The 23,703-nt window shown below is 35.4% G+C and carries 30 protein-coding genes; 9 read left to right on the top strand and 21 right to left on the bottom strand.

Annotated features, from left to right (window positions below; translation table 11 throughout):
- Positions 1-33: 33 nt before the first annotated feature.
- Positions 34-594, bottom strand: a complete 561-nt coding sequence (locus IX38_RS20505) for an RNA polymerase sigma factor (protein ID WP_034707832.1) — start codon at positions 592-594, stop codon at positions 34-36.
- A gap of 145 nt (positions 595-739) precedes the next feature.
- Here IX38_RS20505 and tyrS point away from each other — a divergent pair, with 145 nt between their 5' ends.
- Complete coding sequence (tyrS, locus tag IX38_RS20500; RefSeq protein ID WP_034707831.1) at positions 740-2,035, top strand: tyrosine--tRNA ligase; 1,296 nt, start codon at positions 740-742, stop codon at positions 2,033-2,035.
- 122 nt (positions 2,036-2,157) lie between these two features.
- On the opposite strand, the gene IX38_RS20495 is transcribed toward tyrS, so the two are convergent.
- Positions 2,158-2,580 carry a hypothetical protein gene (locus IX38_RS20495; RefSeq protein ID WP_034707830.1) on the bottom strand — a complete coding sequence of 141 codons (423 nt, stop codon included), beginning with the start codon at positions 2,578-2,580 and terminating at the stop codon, positions 2,158-2,160.
- 225 nt (positions 2,581-2,805) lie between these two features.
- Here IX38_RS20495 and IX38_RS20490 point away from each other — a divergent pair, with 225 nt between their 5' ends.
- From IX38_RS20490 to IX38_RS20480, 3 genes are all read left to right on the top strand, one after another.
- On the top strand, positions 2,806-3,444 hold the full coding sequence (locus IX38_RS20490) for an alpha/beta hydrolase (RefSeq protein WP_034707829.1): 639 nt from the start codon (positions 2,806-2,808) through the stop codon (positions 3,442-3,444).
- Between the two features lie 119 nt (positions 3,445-3,563).
- Entirely contained in the window at positions 3,564-4,892 is a 1,329-nt protein-coding gene (locus IX38_RS20485; protein ID WP_034707828.1) for a PDZ domain-containing protein, read from the top strand.
- A gap of 3 nt (positions 4,893-4,895) precedes the next feature.
- Positions 4,896-5,423 carry a hypothetical protein gene (locus IX38_RS20480; protein ID WP_034707827.1) on the top strand — a complete coding sequence of 176 codons (528 nt, stop codon included), beginning with the start codon at positions 4,896-4,898 and terminating at the stop codon, positions 5,421-5,423.
- Here IX38_RS20480 and IX38_RS20475 read toward each other — a convergent pair.
- The 3 genes from IX38_RS20475 to IX38_RS22180 all read right to left on the bottom strand — a co-directional run bounded on the left by IX38_RS20475 (position 5,416) and on the right by IX38_RS22180 (position 9,959).
- Complete coding sequence (locus IX38_RS20475; protein WP_051884968.1) at positions 5,416-6,444, bottom strand: L,D-transpeptidase; 1,029 nt, start codon at positions 6,442-6,444, stop codon at positions 5,416-5,418. The genes IX38_RS20480 and IX38_RS20475 overlap by 8 nt on opposite strands.
- Positions 6,445-6,838: 394 nt before the next feature.
- Positions 6,839-8,854, bottom strand: a complete 2,016-nt coding sequence (locus tag IX38_RS20470; protein ID WP_034707826.1) for a hypothetical protein — start codon at positions 8,852-8,854, stop codon at positions 6,839-6,841.
- Between the two features lie 259 nt (positions 8,855-9,113).
- Positions 9,114-9,959, bottom strand: coding sequence for an XAC2610-related protein (locus IX38_RS22180; RefSeq protein ID WP_051884966.1), 846 nt, complete (start codon positions 9,957-9,959; stop codon positions 9,114-9,116).
- A gap of 205 nt (positions 9,960-10,164) precedes the next feature.
- Here IX38_RS22180 and IX38_RS20460 point away from each other — a divergent pair, with 205 nt between their 5' ends.
- Positions 10,165-10,938, top strand: coding sequence for a hypothetical protein (locus tag IX38_RS20460; protein WP_034707825.1), 774 nt, complete (start codon positions 10,165-10,167; stop codon positions 10,936-10,938).
- Positions 10,939-10,968: 30 nt separating this feature from the next.
- On the opposite strand, the gene IX38_RS20455 is transcribed toward IX38_RS20460, so the two are convergent.
- The 3 genes from IX38_RS20455 to IX38_RS20445 form a co-directional block, all read right to left on the bottom strand.
- Positions 10,969-11,487: a hypothetical protein gene (locus IX38_RS20455; RefSeq protein ID WP_034707824.1), complete on the bottom strand. Its 519-nt coding sequence runs from the start codon at positions 11,485-11,487 to the stop codon at positions 10,969-10,971.
- Between the two features lie 80 nt (positions 11,488-11,567).
- Positions 11,568-12,092 (bottom strand): ClbS/DfsB family four-helix bundle protein, encoded by a 525-nt coding sequence (locus tag IX38_RS20450; protein WP_034707823.1) that lies wholly within the window; start codon positions 12,090-12,092, stop codon positions 11,568-11,570.
- 72 nt (positions 12,093-12,164) lie between these two features.
- Positions 12,165-12,620 (bottom strand): GNAT family N-acetyltransferase, encoded by a 456-nt coding sequence (locus tag IX38_RS20445; RefSeq protein ID WP_034707822.1) that lies wholly within the window; start codon positions 12,618-12,620, stop codon positions 12,165-12,167.
- A gap of 178 nt (positions 12,621-12,798) precedes the next feature.
- Here IX38_RS20445 and IX38_RS20440 point away from each other — a divergent pair, with 178 nt between their 5' ends.
- Genes IX38_RS20440 through IX38_RS20430 form a run of 3 tightly spaced genes read left to right on the top strand, consistent with a single transcriptional unit; the run spans position 12,799 to position 13,873 of the window.
- Entirely contained in the window at positions 12,799-13,248 is a 450-nt protein-coding gene (locus IX38_RS20440; RefSeq protein WP_034707821.1) for a GNAT family N-acetyltransferase, read from the top strand.
- A gap of 45 nt (positions 13,249-13,293) precedes the next feature.
- Positions 13,294-13,605, top strand: a complete 312-nt coding sequence (locus tag IX38_RS20435) for a carboxymuconolactone decarboxylase family protein (RefSeq protein ID WP_034707820.1) — start codon at positions 13,294-13,296, stop codon at positions 13,603-13,605.
- Positions 13,592-13,873 carry a TfoX/Sxy family protein gene (locus IX38_RS20430; RefSeq protein WP_034707819.1) on the top strand — a complete coding sequence of 94 codons (282 nt, stop codon included), beginning with the start codon at positions 13,592-13,594 and terminating at the stop codon, positions 13,871-13,873. The genes IX38_RS20435 and IX38_RS20430 overlap by 14 nt, the downstream gene beginning before the upstream one ends.
- Positions 13,874-14,170: 297 nt before the next feature.
- Here IX38_RS20430 and IX38_RS20425 read toward each other — a convergent pair whose 3' ends face one another.
- On the bottom strand, positions 14,171-14,650 hold the full coding sequence (locus IX38_RS20425) for a DUF6691 family protein (protein WP_034707818.1): 480 nt from the start codon (positions 14,648-14,650) through the stop codon (positions 14,171-14,173).
- A gap of 12 nt (positions 14,651-14,662) precedes the next feature.
- The gene (locus IX38_RS20420; RefSeq protein WP_034707817.1) at positions 14,663-15,226 is read right to left on the bottom strand and encodes a YeeE/YedE family protein; all 564 of its coding nucleotides are present in this window, start codon (positions 15,224-15,226) and stop codon (positions 14,663-14,665) included.
- Between the two features lie 298 nt (positions 15,227-15,524).
- Between IX38_RS20420 and IX38_RS20415 the strand changes: the two genes are divergently transcribed.
- Positions 15,525-16,223, top strand: a complete 699-nt coding sequence (locus tag IX38_RS20415) for a hypothetical protein (RefSeq protein ID WP_034707816.1) — start codon at positions 15,525-15,527, stop codon at positions 16,221-16,223.
- Positions 16,224-16,259: 36 nt separating this feature from the next.
- Here the strand turns inward: IX38_RS20415 and IX38_RS20410 are convergent, their stop codons facing one another.
- The 11 genes from IX38_RS20410 to IX38_RS23080 form a co-directional block, all read right to left on the bottom strand.
- Complete coding sequence (locus tag IX38_RS20410) at positions 16,260-16,907, bottom strand: hypothetical protein (protein ID WP_034707815.1); 648 nt, start codon at positions 16,905-16,907, stop codon at positions 16,260-16,262.
- Positions 16,904-17,146: a hypothetical protein gene (locus tag IX38_RS20405; protein WP_034707814.1), complete on the bottom strand. Its 243-nt coding sequence runs from the start codon at positions 17,144-17,146 to the stop codon at positions 16,904-16,906. The genes IX38_RS20410 and IX38_RS20405 overlap by 4 nt, the downstream gene beginning before the upstream one ends.
- A 12-nt stretch (positions 17,147-17,158) precedes the next feature.
- Complete coding sequence (locus IX38_RS23085; protein ID WP_165570756.1) at positions 17,159-17,320, bottom strand: hypothetical protein; 162 nt, start codon at positions 17,318-17,320, stop codon at positions 17,159-17,161.
- Complete coding sequence (locus IX38_RS20400) at positions 17,305-17,760, bottom strand: hypothetical protein (protein WP_165570755.1); 456 nt, start codon at positions 17,758-17,760, stop codon at positions 17,305-17,307. The genes IX38_RS23085 and IX38_RS20400 overlap by 16 nt, the downstream gene beginning before the upstream one ends.
- 98 nt (positions 17,761-17,858) lie before the next feature.
- The gene (locus IX38_RS20395) at positions 17,859-18,275 is read right to left on the bottom strand and encodes a hypothetical protein (RefSeq protein ID WP_131368739.1); all 417 of its coding nucleotides are present in this window, start codon (positions 18,273-18,275) and stop codon (positions 17,859-17,861) included.
- A gap of 142 nt (positions 18,276-18,417) precedes the next feature.
- On the bottom strand, positions 18,418-18,663 hold the full coding sequence (locus IX38_RS20390) for a hypothetical protein (RefSeq protein ID WP_034707811.1): 246 nt from the start codon (positions 18,661-18,663) through the stop codon (positions 18,418-18,420).
- Positions 18,664-18,809: 146 nt separating this feature from the next.
- Complete coding sequence (locus tag IX38_RS20385) at positions 18,810-19,262, bottom strand: hypothetical protein (protein WP_131368738.1); 453 nt, start codon at positions 19,260-19,262, stop codon at positions 18,810-18,812.
- A 73-nt stretch (positions 19,263-19,335) separates the two neighbouring features.
- Positions 19,336-20,409, bottom strand: a complete 1,074-nt coding sequence (locus IX38_RS23420; RefSeq protein ID WP_084680362.1) for a DUF4280 domain-containing protein — start codon at positions 20,407-20,409, stop codon at positions 19,336-19,338.
- Between the two features lie 31 nt (positions 20,410-20,440).
- Complete coding sequence (locus IX38_RS20375) at positions 20,441-21,130, bottom strand: hypothetical protein (protein ID WP_131368737.1); 690 nt, start codon at positions 21,128-21,130, stop codon at positions 20,441-20,443.
- On the bottom strand, positions 21,127-21,915 hold the full coding sequence (locus IX38_RS20370; protein WP_034707808.1) for a hypothetical protein: 789 nt from the start codon (positions 21,913-21,915) through the stop codon (positions 21,127-21,129). The genes IX38_RS20375 and IX38_RS20370 overlap by 4 nt, the downstream gene beginning before the upstream one ends.
- 12 nt (positions 21,916-21,927) lie before the next feature.
- On the bottom strand, positions 21,928-23,703 hold a 1,776-nt coding region (locus IX38_RS23080), incomplete at its 5' end, for a phage baseplate assembly protein V (protein WP_051884965.1).

Genomic DNA, 23,703 nt, shown 5'->3' with positions numbered 1-23,703 from the left:
CCTTGTCAAGGTTTTGAACGTTGACAAGGCTCATTAATTATCATCAAATTCATTATTTTTCAGCAGTTCTGCGAGGACTTTCTTCGCACGCATGACCCTTACTTTGGTATTGGCAACGGAAATTCCGAGCTCTTCCGCTATTTCCCTGATGCTTTTTTCTTCAAAGAATCTTAATTTGATAATGTCCTGGTAATTGGCATCCAGCGATTCAATGGTTTTGATGATCTTTTTCTGTTCTTCATTGGAGATCATCAATTCTTCGGGAGATTTTGCAAACTGGTTTTTAACTTCATCCAGGTTTTCGGTAGGATCCTGGTTTTCGCGGCTTCTTTTTCTCCAGAAATCAATGACTGTATTTTGGGCAATGGTTAATACCCAGGTTTTAAACTGAAAATGCGGATCGTACATATCCAGCTTCGACAGCACTTTTGAAAAAACATTTACCGTGATCTCATCTGCATCATTTTCATCCTTTACTTTTTTCATGACAAAAGAGAACACATCCACCCAGAAAATATTGATGAGTTTGGTCTGGGCCTTCTGGTCCTTTTCTTTTGCTTTTTGAATAAGCAGAAATAGCTGTTCGTCGTTCATTATTAACAAATATAATTTTTTTAGATGAAAGAACAAAGGGGCAGATATGTCTTTTTATCCTTCGATTTTTTTGCGTTTTCACATCTATTCTCCATACTCCTGAATTTACTATCTTTGCACCATAAAATTTTAAAGAAAAGTATAGATGAATTCCTTTATAGAAGAACTAAAATGGCGTGGTCTTTTTGCCGATATGATGCCAGGAACCGATGAACAGCTGAATAAAGAGGTAACTACTGCATATATTGGTTTCGACCCTACTGCTGATTCTTTGCATATCGGAAGTCTTATCCAGATCAAAATTCTGGCCCATTTCCAGCAGCACGGTCACAAACCGATCGCTTTGGTAGGTGGTGCTACAGGAATGATTGGTGATCCTTCGGGGAAATCTGCAGAAAGAAATCTTCTGGATGAAGCCACTCTTCTTCATTATGTGGACTGTTTAAAGAACCAGCTTTCAAGATTTCTAGATTTTGACGGTAACGGGCCTAATAAAGCAGAGCTGGTGAACAATTACGACTGGATGAAAAATATTTCTTTCCTTGATTTTGCTAAAAATGTCGGAAAGAATATCACCGTTAACTATATGATGGCGAAAGATTCTGTAAAGAAGAGATTTTCGGGAGACGGCGGAGCAGACGGTATGAGTTTTACGGAATTCACGTACCAGCTTATCCAGGGATATGATTTCCTTCACCTGTATCAAAACAATAATGTGAAGCTTCAGATGGGAGGTTCAGACCAGTGGGGAAATATCACTACAGGAACTGAACTGATCCGCAGAAAGGCCCAGGGAGAAGCATTCGCATTAACGGTTCCTTTGATCACTAAAGCCGACGGTTCTAAATTCGGAAAGTCTGAAAGCGGAGAAAATTACTGGCTGGATAAAAAGAAAACATCACCATACAAATTCTACCAGTTCTGGCTGAATGCTACGGATGATGATGCGGAAAGGTTTATCAGGTTCTATACATTTTTAGGAAGAGAGGAAATTGAAGGTTTAATAGAAGAGCATAAGGCAGCTCCCCACGAAAGAAAACTTCAGAAAAAGCTGGCTGAGGAAGTAACGGTATGGGTACACGGAAGAGAAGAGTATGAAAAAGCGGTTAAAGCTTCAGAAATTCTGTTCGGACGTTCTACAGCTGAAGATCTGGTAAGTCTTGATGAAGAGACTTTTCTTGAAGTTTTTGACGGTGTTCCGCAGAAAGAACTTCCAAAAGCTGATGTGCTGGGAATAAGCATTATTGATCTTCTTTCAGAAAAATCAGGTTTCCTAAAGTCTAAAAGTGAGGCTCAAAGAGAGATCAAAGGAAATGCAATTTCTGTGAACAAAGAAAAAGTAAATGATACTTATACAGCCAATGAAAGCGACCTTATTGACGGTCAATTTTTACTGCTTCAAAAGGGTAAGAAAAGCTATTTTATTGTAAAAGCTCAGTAAGAAATCAACAATATATTACATCAAAGGCTGTTTTTATACAGCCTTTTTTGCTATCCCAGCCAATTATTGGAATAAAAAAACCGCTTTAAAAAAAGCGGTTTCATTATATAAAGTAAATATGTTTACAATTCTAAGAAGCTGTAATCAATGGAAGCTACCATAGGCCCTGCTCCTTTTTTCTTATCGGTTCTTACGATTTCGCCGTCTATCCAAAGGTTAATAACCAATTCTGAATCTGCATCCGGAAGGTCTGCTTTAGCATCAAGGTTTAGCTGTGCCTGGCTGGAATTCACAAAGAATTCACCGCTCATCCACGTAGTTCCAACAGGATCGAAAATATCAGTTTTAACGGTTCCTACCTGCGTTACGATAGCTTTAATAACTCCTCCGGTAGTTGTTTTCACTTCAAACTGAACAACATGATCTGCGAATTCTTCGTCATCGTTATCCTTTTTACAAGAATTCACCGCAGTAATTACCGAAAATAATAAAACGAATAAAAAAGAAAGTCTTAGTAAACTTTTTGATTTGTAAAATTGCTTCATTTCTCCAAATAGATTTTTAATGTTTCAAATATAAGTTTTTTATTAATATAAAAATAACTTTTATGAAAAATTTCCAATAAAGTTTTCTAAATAATATCAAATCAGCAAAAAGGATAATTACAGTACCAGCCCGTATTTGAGTGTATATCTGCCTAAGTAATTAAATATAAAAGACGGATTTGTTTTTTGGATTTTGCAATATGATTTATTAATTATATTTGCTGTATGAATTTAGATTATATAGTAAGAGAACCGGAACATATCACCCCAAATACTACCGTCCTTTTCATGCTTCACGGCTATGGCAGCAATGAACAGGATCTTTTCAGCTTCAGGGAAACCCTTCCCGCAGACTGGCTTATAGTCAGTTTCAGGGCACCCAGAGATACCCAGTTTGAGGGCTATTCCTGGTTTGACATTGATTTCAACAATCCTGAAAATTTCATTGACATTTCCCAGGCGAAGGAATCTTTGAACGCAGTGCTTGAAAACATATTGAAAATCGTCAATCATTACGGGCTTACCGAAGGCAAGGTGCATCTGTGCGGTTTCAGCCAGGGTGGAATGTTATGCTATGCCTTGGCATTGAAGCATCCTGATCTGTTCAGTTATGTAGCCTGCCTGAGCAGCTATCCTGAGGAAAAGCTTCTGGACGGTATCGTAAAGGACAAAAAGAAACTGGAAAAACTGCGCTTTTTTGTATCACACGGAACAGATGATGCCGTGATCCCTATGGAATGGGGAAGAAAAGCGGCAGATCTTCTTTATGACTTGAGCTGTTATTTTACGTTCAGAGAATATATGAGCGGGCATGGTGTGAACCAGAAAAACTATATGGATCTGATGGATTTTTTCTCAAAATAATATTAATCCGTTCAAAACAATCCAATCAACACCCATGTTTCATTACAGTTGATACAAACATTCCTGCTTTTGGAATGTTTTTTTATTGACAGTAATGATTATTTCAGTAAATTCAGTAAATGAAACTTAAGCTTTTTTTACTGGCATTATTCTTCAGCATTTTTACAGATGCCCAGAATTCTTTTGAGCTGGTTAATGTTAAAAAAGCAGTTATTCCCTTTCAACTCATCAATAATCTTATTTTCATTCCCATCAATGTTAATGGTGCCGAACTTACCTTTATGCTTGATACGGGAGTTGCAGAAACCATTCTTTTCAGCCTGGAAAATAAAGAGGTCAAGCTGCAGAATATTGAGAAGATGAAATTTTCAGGGCTGGGAGGAAATCTAAGCATAGACGGTTTCAAATCTGACCGTAATACAGCCAAAATAGGTGACCACATCATTAATTCTTCTATGCTTCTGTTTATTGTCTTAAGTGAAGAATTTAATATCTCATCTCATATAGGAATTCCGGTGAACGGAATTATCGGGTATCATTTTTTCAAGAATCATCCTGTTTCAATAGATTATACGTCCAAAAAAATAACGGTATACCAGGATGCCAATGCATTTAAAAAGAAAGTCCGAAAGTTTAACGAGCTGCCCATGAGTGTGGAAAAGGACAAACCTTACATTAATGCTGATGTGGAAATGACCAACGAAAAGAAAAGCTCCAAATTGCTGATAGATCTCGGCAACAGTGATGCGATATGGCTCTTCCCTGCTCTTATCAAAGATTTTGTGTACAACAGGCCTAATATTGATGATTATCTTGGCCGTGGATTTAATGGAGATATTTACGGTAAAAGAAGCCGTATTCATCATTTTTACCTCGGAGATTTCAAGTTTGAAAAACCGCTCACAGCAATGCCTGATGAGTATTCTATCCAACATGTAACCCTGGTAAAGGACAGAAAGGGATCTGTGGGTGGTGAAATAATGCGCAGATTCTCTGTTGTTTTCGATTATACAGGCGGAAAATTATATCTGAAAAAAAACAAAAATTTTAATGATTCTTTTCATTTCAATATGAGTGGGCTGGACTTTAAGCAGGATGGGCTGGAATGGCAGGAAGACCGGGTAAAAATTGAGCCCAAACACTTATCACCAGCTTCTTCCGGCAATGAAATATCCATGGGGAACAATTTTCAATATAAATTTACTTTGAAACCTATCTTTTCCATTGCAGGTATAAGGAAAGATTCGCCGGCATTTATAGCAGGGCTGAAAAAGGACGACCGCATAATCACCATCAACGGAAGCCAGACTTCGGAAATGACTATGGAAAAGATCATAGAACTGATGAAATCCGACGAAGGAAGAAATATCACAATGGTAATCCAGAGAAAGAATAAGGAAATGGTCTTCAATTTTGTACTGGAAGATCCTATCCCCTATCAAGAATAAAATATGAAAACCGAAGAAAGGACAATAGATAAAATAAGGACCCGCCCAAGATTCAAGATGTTTACGCATCTTACCAAAGAAGAGTATGCGGAAAATTTAAAAAAATACCTTGCTGACCATAGGGATGAATTTTCCGGAAACGTCAATAAGGAAGTCGCCACAATCTGCGTGGAAACGAAATATGACAATTACTGGAAGCCAAGACTGTCTTTACGGATAGAAATTGAAGATGATGAGACGGCTATACGGGGTGTATTCGGCCCCAGCTCTGCTGTGTGGACCTTTTTTATGTTCCTTTATTTTTTCTTTTCCATCCTGTGGATGACTTTTTTTACAATGTATTACGTGGAAAAACAGATAAAAAGCGCTGAGTTCCCGTGGGCCCTGAGCGCTTCATTTGTTATGTTGTTCTGCATCTTCCTTACTTATGCAGCAGCCAGATTCGGGCAGCATAAAGGCAAAGAAGAGATGCTTAAGCTTAGAAGATTTGCTGAAGAATCTACTTTACAGTTTGAAAAGAAAATCAGTTAACGGGAACTTCTTCAGACTTTTCATTCTGTACCGGGGCCATAGCTTTGGCCGCTTTGATAGAGTCTGATACTTTTTCCCTGTTGTCCTGCTCTCTGATCATTTTTTCAACGTTAGGTTGTAACAGTCTGGTCATTTCCTCCACAGAAATGTTATTCGCATTGGGATCATCCAAAAGCTTTCTCCACGGTTTTCTGCCGCCCCATTTGTAATCTCCGAATACCATCACAGCTGTTCCTTTCGCTTTAGTAGTGGCACCGCCGGGATTCAGAATCCAGGTATCTGCATAAGAATACAGCCACTGTGCATCTTTCATCAACAGACGTAAACATGAATGTGAGGCCGGGTAACCGGGAAGATCATACTGATGCCATCCAATACCTCCTGAATTATGGATATTAAAATTATAAGGAAGCTTCCATTCGCTGCTCACCGTTGAAATTGAAAGTTTCTTTTTCCAATTGGCAAAAGTAAGCCCACGCGTTGTCTGCGCCGCTTTTTTACCCATACTTGTCGGTCCCCATTTTACCAGACTGCCATTGGAATATACGCCGTAAGCCTGTATAGGATAGGAAAAAATCACGAACTTTTTCACTCCGCTCAGTACATCAAGCTGCATTGGAAAGGGCGAATAGGACATCAATGTTGTATCTATCTTAGCGGGAACCACCAGTGTATCGGCGTTCCATTTGTTTTTGGAATCAAGCCTGTTCAGTGCCAGAATAGCGTAACGTTCTTTTTCGCTGTATTTTTTGCTGAATTCTGCATATATGGAATCTCTCAGCTTTTTATCTTTGGGAAGAACAAGGGCATTATAAAAACCATTTTCTTGCATTGCCGGCGGCACAGATTCTTTCTTCACAACAGAATCTTTTTTAATGGAATCTGTTTCCACGGCAGGATTTTCTGACGAAGAAACGGTATCTTTATCGTTTATTTTTTCAATTTCTTTTTTACAGGAAATAAGCATCGCAGCGCAAAGGAATGCATATAAAAACGACTTTTTCACGGATATGTTTTTCATAAATAAAACAGGCTGATTTAGTTTGGCTATCTTGTGCAAATATCAGACCTAAAATTGAATCATAAAAGACATTATAAAAAATACCGTAAAAAAACGGTATAGAAGTATATTATCTTACAGCAGTTTATTGGGTTTTAGCATATGCCGAGACTTCTGTAATATTATTTATTTTAAAATTAAAATAGATTTTAATCATAGCTTTTTATTGTCAATAACCCGGTTAATAAAGGGTAATTCAGACTGAAAATATTCAATAACGGCGGCCGAATTGAAGCAGACTCTCAGGATCATATTGTCTTAAGTGCAGTAATTCTTGTTTATACACGTTTAATAGCTATAAAACTGAGGCTGTTCTAACGGACAGCCTCAATTAATTGATTATGAATAAGATTGATTATTTAATGAGTCCTTCAATTTCATAGTGTACTTCACCATCTCCCAGTACATTGATGAAAAACCAGTATCCTGTAGAGGTTTCATAAACAATATTGATTTTTCCGGCCTGTGCATTAAGTGTATTGCCAATGAAAATCTTGGAAGTATCATATGGTCCGGCATAATAGGTTCCATTTCTGAATAACGTTAAACTTGCCTTTAGTGCATAAGAGTCTGAGCACATATCAATGTCATATGAAACATATTTTTCATCCGGTAACCAAGGATCTAAAGTATCCTGGAAATGACTGTGATAAAGTTTTATCCATGAATCATGAGCACCTGCTTCTTTCTGAATAAACTTTCTGGCTCCGTCGAATTCATTTTTAAAGATCACACTGGCTTTTCTAATGACCGTAACATCATGGTAATTAACTTTATACTCTGCAATCGGGCTTTTTTCATAATAATGATGGTCGATAACCATTCCACCATTATGAATAAGCGGATAAGCTACATCTGAAGTAATATTTTTAAACCTTACCGCAAAAGAAGAATACGTCTCATGATTGGTTTGGATCAGATATTGAAGCTTAACATCTGATCCTCCTGAAACATTACTGAATTCAACGTATCCACGAACCGCGCCGTCTATATATATACCATTGGAATGGCCCGAAACCCTAATATTAGTAAAAATGAAATTTTCGATATTACGCTGGTAGTCAATATAAATACTGGTTGATCTCATTTTACCGTCTTTATCTTTAAGTTCTGTCAACTGTTCAATTCTTACATTACTAATAGAGCAATGCATAAACGATGTAGGGGTTATATGCCTGCAGGCGTACAAACCATACATTCCTCTGTTCCAGCTCTGGATGCCGTTCATGACCAAATTATAAACATTAGGTGCACCAAAAAATACATTGGCTAATCCGAATGCACCACAGTCTGAGGTAAAATTGTAAATAGATGGCCAGTCTACTCCCTGCTCCTGTGTTGCCGGCTGGTCGTTCATTGTTGTATTAAACCCAATACCAACATCTGAATAGGTTTCTAAATTATTGATCACAGTCAATTCTGAACAGCCACGGAATTCAAGACCAATATTTGCATTCTTATATCTTTTTTCAATATCTGCCACTATGTACTCCAAATCGTTTTCATCCATCTTCATATTGTCACCTGAATTATTAACGATTACATTTTCAATTTTTCCGTTATGAGCATTTCCCATAACAACTCCCGAATAATTTCTTTTTCTCTCCAAAGACGTTGTTACCACTGATATTTCTCTTAAGGTATTAAAATAGGTTCTACCAGGTCTTACAAGGCCCTCATATTCTCCCAAACAGAACCCATATTTCACATCGTTTGTTTCATTATCAAGATTAATTTCTATTCTGGAATGATCCCTCGAAATTCCTTCAAAATGTCTCACAGGAATCTCTCCTTTCTTTGAATAGTATACTCCTACCCCGAATTTAATATTCCAGAACGGTTGCAATTTTTCAAGACTGTCTTTTAAATCAACAGAACCTCTATCATAAGGAAGCGTCCCAAACCATTCAGGATAAGCAAAACCATCTGCGCTGATCCAGTCATACACTAAAGAAACTGTTGTATCAAAAATACGGTATGGTGGTGCCTGTATCATTGCATTAGCCCCATGAAGCTTCGCATTTTTAATAACTCCGCCTGTAAACCGGAGTGTAATTCTTAAAACCTCGATTATTTCATCATTCAGGTTAAAAACATATCCTTCCGGTATTAATAATGTTTTATAATCTGACGTATAGCAGAAATAAAGAGCCTCTCTGAATGCGGTAGAATCATCTGTTATACCATCTCCTTTCGCCCCGAACCATCTTACATTCACGTCACTCTCTATATATCTTTTGTAATATGGAGAAGGATCTGAAGGTGCTCCATTAAAATAGATAACATTATCGACGTAAGGAGGTATGCCTGCTAGCGGAAGTAAGCTTATTAGCTCTCCCGTTTTTTGATCTTCAATTTGTTTTGTTGCCATTTCTTTTGTTTTTTGGTGTTATGAATCAGTTAATAAAATTCCTGCAGGAAATCTTCTGAAACAAAGATAGCATTGACCAACGCCAGAACTTGACGTAACAAAAAAAGATTACCGGTATGTTTTATTTTAGCAGAGTTATTTAGGTGAAATTCAGGATGAACTGCGCTGTGTTTTTAAAATCTGAGAAATGAAAATGCCTTGGAAAAAGTCAGTATTATTGACAAAAGTGTGCACATTTGGGAATTCAGGATGGTGTTCTTTATTCTCCACGATTTTCCTCTGAAGAAACCCATCTCAATACTCCATTTTTATCAAAACGGTAAAAGTCATGATGCCACGATACACCACCCCGGCATCCGGTACGGAGCACTTTTTCTTCATTGCTTACCAAGACATCACACAGGCATGAGCAGGCAGAATTCGAGTAATCAGGTTCTGTAAGCTTTTCGAAACGTTTCTTTTTCGGATGATAAAGATAAATGGTAAACGTGCTGTAAACTCCCATGCCGGCATCGGGAATTGTAAAGGCAAGATCATCATATCCGTCAAAATTATAATCTCTGATAATGCTTTGTTGAGCTGCGTCCGGACTGTCCGGAAAAGGAAGTTCGGCATTCATCTTTTTTCCGTCGGGATACTCAATCAGCAGCTTATTATTATAAAAATGATTAAAGGAAATCATGGCACCATGCAGCAGATATTTATCATCTCCATCCGATTTTTCATTCTCCTCATCAGCAAGCTCAAGTTCGAATTTTTTACCATCTTTTGATCTGGTATAAGAGACATCAGTAATAAGATTCTGTATTTGCAGCATCTTGTATATTCCGTTTACCTTTCCGTCTACGATTTCATCCCATACAAAATAATGGCGGTCGGGCTGACCCGTTTTTTCCGGAATGGTATTCAGTATATAGCTGTTAACCCGCAACGGAATAATTTCTTTTTTCCCTTCATACTGTACAAAAGCACCTTTTCCTTCATTTCCGTAGTACAGCTTCAGCCTGAATTCTTTAGTTTCATCAACAGATTTCAAAGTCAGTGGCTGTCCATGCAGAAAAGTGCTATATATAACAGTTATAAAAAGCAGAAGCAGTTTTTTCATAATTTATTTTTCAGCTTAATGGCTTATACTTTTAATTGAATTTGTTTTTTATGTGCAGATCTTTAATAATTTAAAAACCAAAAGAGGATAAATTGCCTTTCAAGGGTTCATATTTCAAATTAAGTGATTATATTTCAGCTATAAAAAGATTTCCATTCAGAAAACCCAGCTTTGGAATAAAATCCTTAATTTATTGATACAGTTTATGAAAAATAAAATCAAAATCTGCCTGCTTTTAGTATTATTTATTTTTTCTTCCTGCCATTCTCAAGACAGTAAGTTTGTGGATTTAGCAAAAATATCGAATAATTTTGATGTCTCGGGATTCTATCAAAACAAGGTTAAAAAAACCAATGAAATTATTTCTACAGATCCTAAAAGCATGGATAAGAAAGCAGCTCTAAAGCTTTTGGATAATGCTTTCTTCGTAAAAGACACTTTAGGATATTATAAAACGGAAGGAAGATTCCCGACAGATTTATATTTAGAATCTACAAATGACTGGATGGTCAGAAAGAAAAAACCGGTAGAAATATTTGGTTTTGGCTATAAAACAGTAGCATATGATCCGGAGAAAGATACCCTGGCTGTTCTAAACAATGTTTCGTTTCCCAAAATGGATATGGTGGAAGACAATAAAGGAAATCTGATGTATCTGGAAGTGGGTAAAACGGCAAAAAACATAGCTGATTTCAGTAAAATTAAAGACTATATCAGTAAAAACTGTAAAAAAATTACAGTTGATGACAATGATCCAAATGTTTCTTACTGGGAAGGTAAATCTTTCTACTATTATCTTTCTAAAAAGGAAAATAAAGAAGAGGAAATACTATCTTATGATGCACAGGGAAATAAGCAATCTAAATGGATAGATGTAACGGAAATCAGACTGACGATGTTCGAAAAATCTTATATTAAAAAAATGGAGGATCTTCGTATTTATTCAGCTGGATATACATTCTGGAAAAAACCACTGTAAAACTTAAACTGTATTACCAAATCAACTGAATTAAAGGCCGTTTGCAATGTCAAACTTTTTAAAGGCAGTACTCAGAAGGCTTTCTTGTTCATACACCTTTGTGTATAAATATTTCTTCCGGCGGGCAAGTTCAATGAGGCTATCCTGGCCCATTTTCAATTGATGGTTGTTAGCTTCATGAATGAGAATTTGCTGCTCGATTTCTTTGCGGTCAAAAAAATGAAGTGCTTTAAGTGCTTTGTAATAGTTGAGCGCGGCATCCTTTAGTGACTGACCTTCTTTAAAATCATCAGCTTTCAGGCCTTCAAGATCTGTTATGAGTTTGTCAAACTCCTTTGCTTGCTGATCCACCGCTTGCAATGCACATTTGTAATCATTTTTAACGAGGCATTCCAGCTTTTTTGTTTCAGGGCCGTTTTTATCAAGAATAATCCCGAATGCAACACGCTCCTTCTGCACAACAGCTTCTTTAAATACTTCTGCTTTTGGTGATCTGCACGAGACGAGGCATAAAAAAAAGAAAGCCCCAAAAATGACATTCGCTTTCATATGGTGTTTAATTTTTTGTTAATCAGGTTGGTAGAAGGCCATGAACCTTCGGATTTATAAATTCAATTTCCGTTCCAGTATTATTCAGCTGCTTTTTGAACGTTCTCCATTCTGATCCATTTCCGGATTCGTCCCGTAGCGTTTTTATAGGGTGAAGCTGTGTTGAACTGTATCATCCTGCCAAGGGTCCATTTTTCATACCAGCCTTCACCATATAATTCTTCATCTGTTTTGCTTTCAATCAGGGTGGTAATATCTGTTACTGTTTTATCCAATTTTTGCTTCAGGATGCGGTAATCATCTTCCCGGTAATCTTCGTAAAATTTTTGCGCCAATCTGCCAAGCTCATTCCATTTGTAACCGGTTTCCGGGAAGTCTGCAGGTTGATTATGAGCTTTCTTCTCATTCCATTTCAGTACGAGTTCACCCCATCCGATAAGGTAAGATAAAAGATTATTAACGCTCATGACCGTATCTTTGGCATGCCCTTCAAGCTCTCTTACCGCAGCCCGATCATCAGGAATATTTTCCAGTTCTTTATGTAGCTTACTGTAATTAGTTTGAATAGCTTGAAGTAATTCTTCTTTTGTTGCAGGAACTGACATTTGATTTTTTATAAATAATTTTTACAGAGATTATATTGAAAAGCAAAGAGTTCAATAGAATGTAAACACTTCCTAATCTGTACCGATGAATTCCATTTCCATTGTGTATTTATCGATTCCATTGCTGAAGCCATCCGGCACAATATCAACAGTTTTAAAACCTCTTTTTTCATAAAAACCTGCTGTGTGCTGCGAGGTTTCAATTTTGAAAGTTATGTTGGGATATGTTTTTTTTAACATATCTATTCTATATTGGGTGAAAAATTTACCTATTCCCTTGTGATGGTAGTCAGCGTGCACCATTCCCCATGAAAGTCCTGCTGCATCGTTGCTCTTATCAAGAAAAATTCCGCCACATCCAACGGTAAGGCCTTCAATTTTAATCACATAATAATTTTCCTCAATCTCATCATCTAAAAAATTCTCAAACTGCGCCAGTTCCTCTTCTGCGAAATATTTCGGCAAATTGCTTTTGAAGATTTCTATACAGCTCTCCCTGAACTCCGGTTTATATTTTATGATCAGCATGTGTATTTTTTTAATGCTATTAAGATAGGGAAATTTATCAAAACTTTCTGCGATAAGCCTTCAATTACTATCTCTTAAAAAGGAATTTTTTTCCAGGAATTTCCAGCAAAATTAGTGCATCCTGCTAGGTTTTTGAATCTAAAAACCGTACCTTAGAGTTGAATAAACTGTGAAATGAATGAGAATAATATCCGTCAGGAACAATCCCGAATATAAAGAAAAAGCGATCACTTATTTACAAGAATGCTGGCCCGATATCTCGCCGGTGATCTATGAAAACTGTATCTCCCACTGTATTGAAGCGACACAAGCGTTGCCCCAATGGTATCTGCTTGAATTCAATCAGGAATTGATTGGCTGTGCCGGATTAATAACCAATGATTTCATAAGCAGAATGGATTTATACCCCTGGATTTGTGCCATTTATATAGATGAAAAACACCGGGGACATTCGTATAGCTCATTACTGATAGAAAAAGCGAAGGAAGACACTAAGGCGGCAGGATTTAAACATTTAAATTTATGTACTGACCACACCGGCTTCTATGAAAAATATGGCTTTACCTATATTGGCCAGGGCTACCATCCGTGGGACGAAGAATCGCGGATCTACCAGATCGAGGTATAAAAGACAGGTTCTACTATCATATTCATAAAATAAATTAATATAATCATGGAAAAACAAAATCCTTACGAAATTTTTCAAAAAGAAGCCCCGGAAGTATTTGACGGCTTCAATGGTCTCGTGGAATCACTGATGAATACCAAAGCTCTTGATCAGAAAACCAAACAACTAATTTATCTTGGCATCAAGGTCGCTCAGGGAGACCAGACAGCCGTTATGTTCCATGTACCGATGGCCAAAAAACTTGGAGCTTCAAGGGATGAGATAAAAGAAACGATTCTGCTTACTCTGACAGTATGCGGTTTGAAAGGGGTAAATACATGTTTGGCACAAGCTCTTGATATCTATGACAACGAATAACGACGATCTGAGCCAGCTTCCGAATATTGGAAAAGTTTTAAGGGACAGGCTAATTGAAGTGGGTATTAAAACGGCCACTGATTTAAGAACGGCAGGCAGCGAAAATGCATTTTTATCTCTCCGTGACGTTGATCCGGGTGCCTGTATTAATGAATTGATGGCCTTAGAAGGTGCTGTTCAGAATATCAGGTGGCATCTTTTGGACGATGACAGAAAGCAGGAACTGAGAGAGTTTCATCAACTTTTATCACTAAATAAAAAGTATTAATTTTTTTATGATATCGAATTTCACAGGAATATCCATTCCTGTCTCCGAATGAATTTATAAAAGATTTTCAACTATAATTTAATGAATAATTTCTGCACGGTTATTAAGTCTCAAAGAGCATCAGCCATCTTGACTGTGCAGATGCTGTTACATTCAGAACCGCAGTTATGAAAAAATACACCAGATATTTCATATACCTAAATTAATTAATTTTTTCATAATAAACTTAAGCTATACATTGATCTAAACTCCCGTGGCATCATTTGAGTTTTGTTATTATATTCCGAAAAGAAGCCGTTAATGTGGCAGCTTATCTCTGAAATATCCATACACCCATGTCCCGAAAACAGCACTCAGCAAAGTAATGATAACCGCAAAAGCTCCGGTTCCGATCTGTGCAAATAAAGGTCCGGGACAGGCACCCGTGATTGCCCAGCCAAATCCAAAGATCAAACCTCCGTAAATTTGTCCTTTATTGAATTTTTTCGGAGCGATGGAAACAGGTTCTCCGTCAATCGTTTTTATTTTGAATTTTTTAATCAGCCAGACAGAGATCATTCCTGTAACAACGGCACTTCCGATGACTCCGTACATATGAAACGACTGCAGACGGAACATTTCCTGGATCCTGAACCAGCTGATGATCTCGGCTTTTACAAATACGATCCCAAACAGAATTCCTACGATGAGATATTTCAGATTGTGAAACCATCCGTTTTTATGGGTTTCGTTTGTATAAAAGTTGTCTTTATTGTGCGTGTTTTTTTGTTTTGTCATTGTTGCATCAGTTTAAAGTGAAAGAATAACCGGCAGGATCACATTGGCCATTAAAAAACCTCCGATCATAAAGCAAATTGTTGCCACCAAAGACGGCCATTGAAGATTGGAAAGCCCCATTATGGCGTGTCCGCTTGTACAACCTCCTGCATACCGGGTTCCGAAACCTACTAAAAATCCGCCTCCGACCATTGTGATGAAACCTTTTAAGGTTAATAGGCTTTTAAAATTCATTAATTGAGCAGGAACGAGGTTGCTGTAATCTGTGATTCCATAAGTTGTCAATTCTGCTTTAAGTTTTGCATTAACAACAATTTCGCTGGGATTCATTAGAAAATGGGCAGCAATCATTCCGCCGAAGAAAATTCCGAGGACAAAGAATAAGTTCCAAGATTCTTTTTTCCAGTCATATTTAAAAAAATCGATATCTGCCGGAATACAGGCTGCACAGATATGCCTTAATGATGAGCTGATTCCAAAAGATTTATTACCTAAAATCAACAGTACGGGAACAGTAAGACCGATGAGGGGACCTGCAATATACCACGGCCAGGGTTCTTTTATGATATCTAACATTTAATATTATTTATTTTATTTAAATTACTTTGAAAATCTATGGTTATCCTTTACTTATACCAAAAAAAGCCATTATGGACTTTCAGTCAATATCTGTATTGCCACAAATACACGAATGATCGTTTTGCTTTTTTATTGAAAAGATTCGTGCATTTGTGGCAAAAAAGCCAATTAACCTGAGTTCGGATTAAGGAAAACCCAACGAATCAAAATTATAAAAAATCTTAATCCTACAGTTATTTCCTACTTGTTTCTTATTTTTGCGCTGAGTGAAATGACCAAACCATTTTCCTAATATATGCATAATACATTTTCCAACCATAATCAAATTGGAGTGGTTTCCAATTTTTCTGAGCTTATCAATGCCAAATTCCAGGAAGCTAAGAATGCCATTTGCTGGCAGAGAAATGTAGCCGGAGATTTTAAAGAAATCGTGTCTAAACTTCAATTAAAAGAGAATATTACTGAAGTTTACCCTGAAGATCTTTTATCTCTTCAACTATCAGAAAATGGTCATACCGCCAGGGAAATTATTTTAAATGATTTACAGTTATTAACTGATTTCGGAGCATCGCCTTCTCTCAATTTACTCAAAAGTTACGAACGGGATGAAGAGTTCGACTTCATTTCAACAGATGTATATTCGTACCATGTCGATCGATCGCCTGTAGGCACCAGTACTTTTTTATGCACTTACTTTGGTGCTGCAAGTGATATCTTACCTAATGACCAGGCTGCACAAAAAATACTAATTCCTGAAATCCGGGAAAAGCTCAAAGCATTACACAACGGTCCGGAGGCAGATTTTGATGCTTTTTTGAAGGAATATTATTTTGACCTCCACTATCAGCCCCAACCCAATGCCCAGCCAATTAATTTAGGTTTAGGCCATCTTTGGAGATTATCAGTAGAACATCCTGAGCAAAAAGTTTTACCCTGTATTCACAGAGCACCTGTGGAAAATGAAGGGGAATACCGATTGCTTTTAATTTGTTAGCTAACTAGAAAATTAAAAGTTTAAACAGGTCCTTTGTTAAAATTTTAGATTAATATAATTTCCATTTGTGTCATATAGAACTGATAATAAAACTTTACCTTTTTTATTTTCAATTGTATATTTGTAATTCTGGTAATTATTATGGTACCCTATTTTTTTTATCTTTTCTATAATTAAATGAAATTTCTCTAGATTTATATCTGGTGAGTTAATCTGAATAATACATTTATTATCATTATGACTTTTTTCATCTAACTTGGTATCTATCTTTTTCATTTGTGAAATAGGAACATATATATCTTTTATCTTGTAATTATCTTCTTCAATGTGATACTTTAATAATATATCTTGATCTGTCGGCTCACCATGAAATTCGTTTATTTCTTTATATAATATTATATCCGTTGCAATTGTTGGTAGACTTTGATTTCCTATAAATTTGACTCTATCTTCTTCTGTTAATGAATTTAATTTTATTTTAATGGAATCACTTATTTTCTTTGACAAATTAATATCATTAATTACATAATTATTTAATTTTTGTAATCCCTTTAAATTATCCTCGTAATTAAACACATAGTTTGCATAAAAATCATTAATAGAGGTATATTTAATTTCCATCTTGTCATTGCTTTGATGATTATTACATGATAATAATGTTAATATTAATACTATTTTTTTCATATTTCAATATCAATTATTATTGCAAAAGGTTGATATTTTGATTTATCATTAACATTTTTAAAATGCTGTAAACAAAACATAGCAACTAAACCAGGTATCCATTGTTTTATCATACCTGTTCCACCTCCATCTTCCCAACCTGCACCAAATGTATCTAAAAAAGAAACTCTAGTAATTTCAATGTCTATTTCTTCAGTATAACAAGCAAAATGAAAAACATAGAAATTGCGGTTATGCATTTTGCCATAATATCAAACTTTAGTTTTTGCTTTCCATTCTTGCTCTACATATTGATAGTCGTCTTTAGGATCATCATAGATTTCATTATGGAATTTTTCATTTTCTTTTGTTTCCTGCGGGGTTGCAGGCGCAAGACCAACAGAATAATCCGTACTGGTTATTTCGCACTGCACGGAAGTATACTCTCTTCCCAATCTTTAAGATCTTGCTCTGCGCTTTCATCAGAAATTTTATAGGTATAAGATTTCTTTATCATTTTAATTGCTTTTTTTTGATCTTTTTTAACATAAATTCCATAATAATAATAAATCGACAGTTCGCTGTTTGATTCCAAATTTGATTTAATAAGTGAAGAAATAGCATGTTTCCTCATTTTCAGGCTTAAATTATTTAGAAGCATTGAATCACTATCACAATCGGACTGATCTGATAATTTGAAATTTAATTTTTTGTAATAATGATATAAATCAAAATATGCATCTTTACAATTGCATTTTTTTGTTGCGATATTCATTATTTCAAAATCATCAATAGAAAAATGGAGACAACCATAAGCACCTATTATTTCTTTATATTTTTCACAAGTTGGATGCTTTATAAATTCTTTCTTCAATTTTTGAAGGTCTATTGAATCACATGCTGAACGGTCATTTCTCATCTGAGAACAGAACATTAAACAAAACGAACAGAAAATTACAATGTAATATTTTATCATCCTAAGGTTTTTTTTAATTTTGTTTTCCATGTCTTATTTACATTAGTATAATCATCTTTTGGATCATCCGCTTCTGTTTTGTTTTTATAAATATTCCTTCTTTCTTCCGCAGTAAGTTCTTGGTGAATCTCTCCAAATGAATAATCTATATTAGTAACTGCTCCGTTTTGTACAGTTAGGAGTGCACCTTTTCGACCATCAACATCTGCAAGTGCAAAAGGATCAGTAAAGGCATAAGTGGCAGACTTGTCATCATAAGACACAATCTGTTCACCACTTCCGACAGTGATAGATTTGATATTCGGATATTTTATAGTAATTTTTTTGGCTGTACCAATTAAACTCTCATCATTTTTATTTTTTCTTTCGTTACAGATCATAAATGCAAGAATGACGTCTTCTCCATTTTCCATTTTTGATTTGAATTCGGAATTAATTTTTGAGATATTTTTAATAAGAATTTTAGCGTCGTTTGAACTATATTTAAAGTTTTCTGAAAATACATATTGGATTTCTCCATTATAACCTCCATGTGCATAAATACGAAAATGGCTGTTACCTAATTGGGTTATCATCAAGATCAGCAAGCATATTTATACCATGACCATGCACATCTTTCGGCACCCAGTTTATAACCCAAGAACGGTCGTCATCTTTTTCATCCTCATCCTTTTTCTCATTCCTCTCATAAACAATAGGCTGATAAATGGTACTACCTCCTTCTTCCACAAAATTCTGCGCAAATTTTATGATAGATATTTTACCTCCAACGGAACATTGGCAGGTCGAATTATCTAACAATTCTTTTTTACCATCGATTTCAAAAACTGAAGTATCCTGCCATTTTATGGGAGCGGGATGCTAAGATGTATCTGTCCGTGAGCTTTGAACAAATCTACTTCTTCTGTATATTGTAAATTGAAAATATCTAACATTTGAACTTTACCTTATTTGAATAGGTTTTCATCATTAAGATCTTCCTCGCTTTCTTTGTCTGTAATGGGATAGCTATATTTTTTTTTATTCAGTTGTATGCCTTTTTTTTTATTTTTCTTGACATACAAACCCCAATAATAATAAACTGCCAATTGAGAATACTGATGGGATTTTTCAAGATAATACAGGTATTCTTTCTTTTCTGAATCAGTAAGATTTTCTAAACTGTAATCATTTTGTAGTGTAACTTTTTTTATGTTTTTAGACTTTAAAGTAAGAGCCAAATCTGAATAGGCATTAATACAATTATATTTTTTAGCAATTTTTTCGGTATAGGCTTTAGGAGTAATTATTGTTCTTGTAGCAATATATTTATTATAATCCTTACAATTTCCTTTGCCGGATTCTAATTTTTTTATTAAATCAGAGTATTCTTGGTTTTTCAGGATATTATATCTTACCAATGTGTCATTTTTTTGCCCGTTGACAAGCAAAATGAAAAACATATAAATTATGGTTATGTATTTTGGCATAATATCAAACTTTAGATTTTGCTTTCCATTCTTGCTCTACATATTGATAGTCATCTTTAGGATCATCATAGATTTCATTATGAAATTTTTCATTTTCTTTTGTTTCTTTAGGGGTTGCGGGCGCAAGACCAACAGAATAATCCGTGCTGATTATTTCGCCATTCTTAACTGTATAGTAGCATCCTTTCTTTCCGTTAACAGGTGTTGCGTACCGTTCATACACACCTTTGAATCTGGCATCTTTATCCCAAGCAATATCATATTCAATAACTACTAATCCCGAAGATACTTCTATGGTAATATTAGTATATCTTTTGGTTATTGATTTGGCTAATGATACAAGTCCGATTTCTCCTTTTGGATGTTCATTGCATATCATTAATTTAATTGTAATCGGTTCTTCTGCTTTTAATTTTTGTTTAAATGTTTTACTTACGGTTGATACGGCGCTGATGAAATTTCCTGTGTTGGAAATATACTGTTTAGAGCCATTTTTCCAAAGTCTTTCAAAACCTGAACTCATATAATTTTCATCTTGGTCTTTAGACATTTGACCGTGTGCATAAATATTCCAATGATTAGAACCCCTGTCTGTGGAATCATTTAAAGCTAATCCAAAAATTCCTAAACTGGAAGCGTTCTTAGGAATCCAGTTTATAACCCAAGAATTTTTTTGGTCATCTTCTTTTTGATCCTCATCCTTTTTCTCATTCCTCTCATAAACAATAGGCTGATAAATGGTACTACCTCCTTCTTCCGAGAAATTTTGTGCAGATTTCACTACGGATATTGTTCCTCCGACAGAACATTTACAGGTAGAAGTATCCAGTAATTCTTTTTTACTGTCAATATCAAACTCTGATGTATTTTCCCACTTTAGAGGTGCAGGAACGCAGGAAGAATTGGTTGCAGCACAAGCACCAAATGGTTTGATGTTTACATTTGGCTTTTTATCTTCTTCCGTCGCCTGCAGTTTGCCCTCAATTTCCATAAAGGTTTGGCTTGTGACTGCAATAGGAGTGGGTGCAGATCCCTGACTGCATTTTAGCTGGGTGGTTTCTGTAACGTGTTTTGGCATCTCAATGGAATAATTTGGAGAATTAATAACTTTATTTGCTCTGCTTGCATCTACAGATTTTCTTGTCTTTCAAAAACATAAAAAAATCTGCATCTTCAACAGGTTCGCTTAGATATTCTTCTTCATTTTTAAGGTAAAAGTTACTGAACAATTGGTTCAAAGGAATATTATAAAAAGAAGTGTTTAAAGTCACATCATATGCTTTGTTATTATAATAATCCTGAACTGTCATTGTAATGTCCTTTATTTCAGATGTAACATTATGGAGTTCAGAAGGAAAAAATATATATTTGATTGGTTTTAACGAATTATCTAATAAGACAGATTGGCTATTAATTAAATCCCATCGCTTAAAATTAAATTTTAGTTTCATATATTTTTTATCTTTCCGATGTATATATTCTCCAGCGGTATAGCTTAAAGCCAAGTAATGCTTATCCTTTTTTGAATATATTAAAATATTACCTCCTGAAACTCTACCAACGGTTATGGGTAGTTTTAAGTCTTCCAAATAAAGGGGATAATAAATTATGTAGTCAGCAGTTTGATAGATTGATACTAAACAATGTTTTTGCTTGCTTTTAGGATTTGGTTTATCTATACTAAATTGAATGTTTTTTTGGGAATTAAGTTTTTTGAGTATAGCATCCAAGCTTTCATTTCCCTGTGAAAAACATAAGAATGAAAAAAGGCATAAGAATATTAGATATAAATTTTTCATTGTACTACTTTTACTCCGTATTTATTGATTATTAAGTTTTTATATAATTTTTTGGAGCTTCCTTTCTTAAATCTATCCCAGCCTAAAGTTCCTGCGGAAGTTTGGGCATATTTGGTAAAATTATCAAATGTGATTTTACCTCCGGTAGTAATTGAAGAAGTAAGATTATTATTCATAAAAATATCTATAGTATTCGGAATTATTTGTACAAGATGTTTGCCAAATCTATCATCCATTCCTGTGTTGCAGGAACCAAAAACAAGATTTTTACCTGCCTTTACTTTTTTTGCAATAGCTACCAATAATTCTATATTTTTTATTTGAACTTCTTTCAGTCTCTTTTTTTTCTTTTCGTGGTTATAATATTCAAGATGATAACTCATTACCCAATCATTATCAGTAGGGCCCAAATGCGCACCACTATTTGTTTCACGCAAATAATCATCTGGTTTCTTAGTTTTTAAATTAGGAATATAGTTTCCTTCATCGTCTAATTTAAAATTACCATCCTGAATCTTTACTGTTGCTCCTCCGTGCGAGTTTAAATAGATAGTTTCGGCTTCATTTCCGTCAAGGTAATTATAAAGTTTTGTTTTTGCAGTCTCTAAATTGGTTACATCAATAACTTTCCATCCATTATCTTCAAACTCTTGATTAACGTAAGCACCTGCACTTTCTGATCGTAAAAAATTTAAAATAATATGAGGATGCCTGTAAGATGAAGCATTTAAGACAATATCAAAATTTTTGTCGCCTATTTTTTTTACTGTTAATGTTCTTTCCATTTATGTTATATTTTATCCCCAAAATTTTTTTTTCTTTACTGGTTTAATATCATTTTCATTTGCGAGAAAAGATATTTTTGTATCTGTTTTAGGAATTTCTATTTTTTTTGGAGTATAGGGCTTTTCTGTACTTTTGCAGTAGTCTTCATAATATTTTTCTTCAAAAACCTGCCATTCATAATAATTGTAATCTTGCCCCTCATAGGTTCTATAAACCTCATTCATTTTTCTCTCTTCTTCCTGTTTTTGTTGTTCAGCTTTTTTCGCTTCCTCAGCTTCCTCTTTATCAGACTTTTCTATTTCAACTTCTTCTTTAAGTTCTGCAAAACCATCTGCATTTACTTTTCCTATTAAAGTGATATTTTTAATTTCATTTCCTATCTTATCTTCAATTGTTAAAACAATATCTTCTCCTTCTTCATAATTTCGGGTTTGAACCAACAAACTTACTTTATCTCCTACTTTAGCATAATCTATATTATTTTCCATCTCAGCATCCATCCATTGTACGCTTAGGATTTGTTTTTCCTTATCGTGTATGAATTCTCCATTTTCAGGAAGTTTGTTCATACTCGGTGCTTTGTACTCTATTTTATCTTTTGCCGTAATCAAAGAATTTGCGCCATAGATGTGCATTTGTTCCTTAGCTCCAAATTCAGTTTTGCCGTCTGTAAAACCAATCAGGTTTTTTTTGCCATATAAATCCAAATCTTTCTTAGCAGAGATTTCGGTATTGTCACCGCTCGAAATAATCATTTTTTTACCACTGTCTTGCGAGATTTCTTCTTTTGCTATTGTTTTTATGCTTTTACCAATCGTATTTTCCTGATTGTGTCCCACTGTGGTTTTCATATTTTCCTCTACTTTGATGTTAAGGTTTTTACAAATAATATCAATGGTTTCAGGGGCAGTAATGGTAATGCTTTTCTTTACGGTATCAAGATAAATGGTATTTCCCGAAATATCTAAAATAGTAATGCTCATTTTATCTTCACTATCATCCATAATAATGGTGTGACCACTTCTCGTTTTGGTAACTTTCAAATCATTTCCGCTCGTATGATACGAACTCGTCTCACTTCCATTATACTGTGTCCCCGCCACAAAAGGCTTCTCGGCATTTCCACTCTCAAAATCAACCAATATCTCTTCCCCGATCTCAGGAATAAAATGAAAACCCTTTCCACTGCCCGAGTGTGGCTGTATCAATCTGATCCAAGGCGATTTCTCTCCTTTCTTTTCCTGCCACGGGAACTGCACTCTTACTCTTCCCATTCCCGAAGGGTCATTGTTATCCAAAACTCTTGCGGATTGTTTTTCTCCAAAAGGAACAGCCTCATCATCCTGGTAAGGTGCATTGAATAAATCCGGAATACCCACAAATTCATTGTAATAAGTATTGCCGTCGTGATAATGTTTGATCTCGATAATACGGTAAGTTTCCATCGCCCTGCCGTTGATGTCGATCAGTTTTGCCCTTCCTCCGATTTTGAGTTCGGGATCTTTGCTTTTGCCTTTTACGGTAACTAAATTCTCCCTGTTTTCTCTTTCCTTTCTTACCGCTTCTTTCAGTTCACGATCGGTGCTGTCTGAAATTCCGGTGTGGTTAAAAAGCATTTCGGGTTTCTTTTTGTACACATTTTTGGAAGCTGTAATGGCAATGGCCTGAAAAGGATTTTCTTTATACTGAACCTGTGCAGATGAAGAATCTTTATCGCTTTTGCTTCCGCCCTGTACATCAAATACCGAATAATTAAAGTCCTGCGGTTTGATATTCATTTCAACTTC

Origin of the sequence: Chryseobacterium luteum (genome assembly GCF_000737785.1) — a bacterium.
In the GTDB taxonomy this organism is placed as follows: domain Bacteria; phylum Bacteroidota; class Bacteroidia; order Flavobacteriales; family Weeksellaceae; genus Chryseobacterium; species Chryseobacterium luteum.
The sequence above is the reverse complement of the archived record's forward strand: the minus strand, read 5'-3'. Positions and strand labels throughout refer to the sequence as shown.

What these genes read in the sequence shown, in the direction of transcription:
- IX38_RS20505 (WP_034707832.1), bottom strand. Translation starts at nt 594, where the DNA reads ATGAACGACGAACAGCTATTTCTGCTTATTCAAAAAGCAAAAGAAAAG.
- IX38_RS20435 (WP_034707820.1), top strand. Translation starts at nt 13,294, where the DNA reads ATGGAAAAACAAAATCCTTACGAAATTTTTCAAAAAGAAGCCCCGGAA.
- IX38_RS20495 (WP_034707830.1), bottom strand. Translation starts at nt 2,580, where the DNA reads ATGAAGCAATTTTACAAATCAAAAAGTTTACTAAGACTTTCTTTTTTA.
- IX38_RS20395 (WP_131368739.1), bottom strand. Translation starts at nt 18,275, where the DNA reads ATGGAAAATGGAGAAGACGTCATTCTTGCATTTATGATCTGTAACGAA.
- IX38_RS23420 (WP_084680362.1), bottom strand. Translation starts at nt 20,409, where the DNA reads ATGCCAAAACACGTTACAGAAACCACCCAGCTAAAATGCAGTCAGGGA.
- IX38_RS20370 (WP_034707808.1), bottom strand. Translation starts at nt 21,915, where the DNA reads ATGGAAAGAACATTAACAGTAAAAAAAATAGGCGACAAAAATTTTGAT.
- IX38_RS20450 (WP_034707823.1), bottom strand. Translation starts at nt 12,092, where the DNA reads ATGTCAGTTCCTGCAACAAAAGAAGAATTACTTCAAGCTATTCAAACT.
- IX38_RS20410 (WP_034707815.1), bottom strand. Translation starts at nt 16,907, where the DNA reads ATGAAAAAAATAGTATTAATATTAACATTATTATCATGTAATAATCAT.
- IX38_RS20430 (WP_034707819.1), top strand. Translation starts at nt 13,592, where the DNA reads ATGACAACGAATAACGACGATCTGAGCCAGCTTCCGAATATTGGAAAA.
- IX38_RS20440 (WP_034707821.1), top strand. Translation starts at nt 12,799, where the DNA reads ATGAGAATAATATCCGTCAGGAACAATCCCGAATATAAAGAAAAAGCG.
- tyrS (WP_034707831.1), top strand. Translation starts at nt 740, where the DNA reads ATGAATTCCTTTATAGAAGAACTAAAATGGCGTGGTCTTTTTGCCGAT.
- IX38_RS22180 (WP_051884966.1), bottom strand. Translation starts at nt 9,959, where the DNA reads ATGAAAAAACTGCTTCTGCTTTTTATAACTGTTATATATAGCACTTTT.
- IX38_RS20490 (WP_034707829.1), top strand. Translation starts at nt 2,806, where the DNA reads ATGAATTTAGATTATATAGTAAGAGAACCGGAACATATCACCCCAAAT.
- IX38_RS20480 (WP_034707827.1), top strand. Translation starts at nt 4,896, where the DNA reads ATGAAAACCGAAGAAAGGACAATAGATAAAATAAGGACCCGCCCAAGA.
- IX38_RS20475 (WP_051884968.1), bottom strand. Translation starts at nt 6,444, where the DNA reads ATGAAAAACATATCCGTGAAAAAGTCGTTTTTATATGCATTCCTTTGC.
- IX38_RS20485 (WP_034707828.1), top strand. Translation starts at nt 3,564, where the DNA reads ATGAAACTTAAGCTTTTTTTACTGGCATTATTCTTCAGCATTTTTACA.
- IX38_RS20375 (WP_131368737.1), bottom strand. Translation starts at nt 21,130, where the DNA reads ATGAAAAATTTATATCTAATATTCTTATGCCTTTTTTCATTCTTATGT.
- IX38_RS20405 (WP_034707814.1), bottom strand. Translation starts at nt 17,146, where the DNA reads ATGCATAACCGCAATTTCTATGTTTTTCATTTTGCTTGTTATACTGAA.
- IX38_RS20420 (WP_034707817.1), bottom strand. Translation starts at nt 15,226, where the DNA reads ATGTTAGATATCATAAAAGAACCCTGGCCGTGGTATATTGCAGGTCCC.
- IX38_RS20415 (WP_034707816.1), top strand. Translation starts at nt 15,525, where the DNA reads ATGCATAATACATTTTCCAACCATAATCAAATTGGAGTGGTTTCCAAT.
- IX38_RS20445 (WP_034707822.1), bottom strand. Translation starts at nt 12,620, where the DNA reads ATGCTGATCATAAAATATAAACCGGAGTTCAGGGAGAGCTGTATAGAA.
- IX38_RS20455 (WP_034707824.1), bottom strand. Translation starts at nt 11,487, where the DNA reads ATGAAAGCGAATGTCATTTTTGGGGCTTTCTTTTTTTTATGCCTCGTC.
- IX38_RS20470 (WP_034707826.1), bottom strand. Translation starts at nt 8,854, where the DNA reads ATGGCAACAAAACAAATTGAAGATCAAAAAACGGGAGAGCTAATAAGC.
- IX38_RS20460 (WP_034707825.1), top strand. Translation starts at nt 10,165, where the DNA reads ATGAAAAATAAAATCAAAATCTGCCTGCTTTTAGTATTATTTATTTTT.
- IX38_RS20425 (WP_034707818.1), bottom strand. Translation starts at nt 14,650, where the DNA reads ATGACAAAACAAAAAAACACGCACAATAAAGACAACTTTTATACAAAC.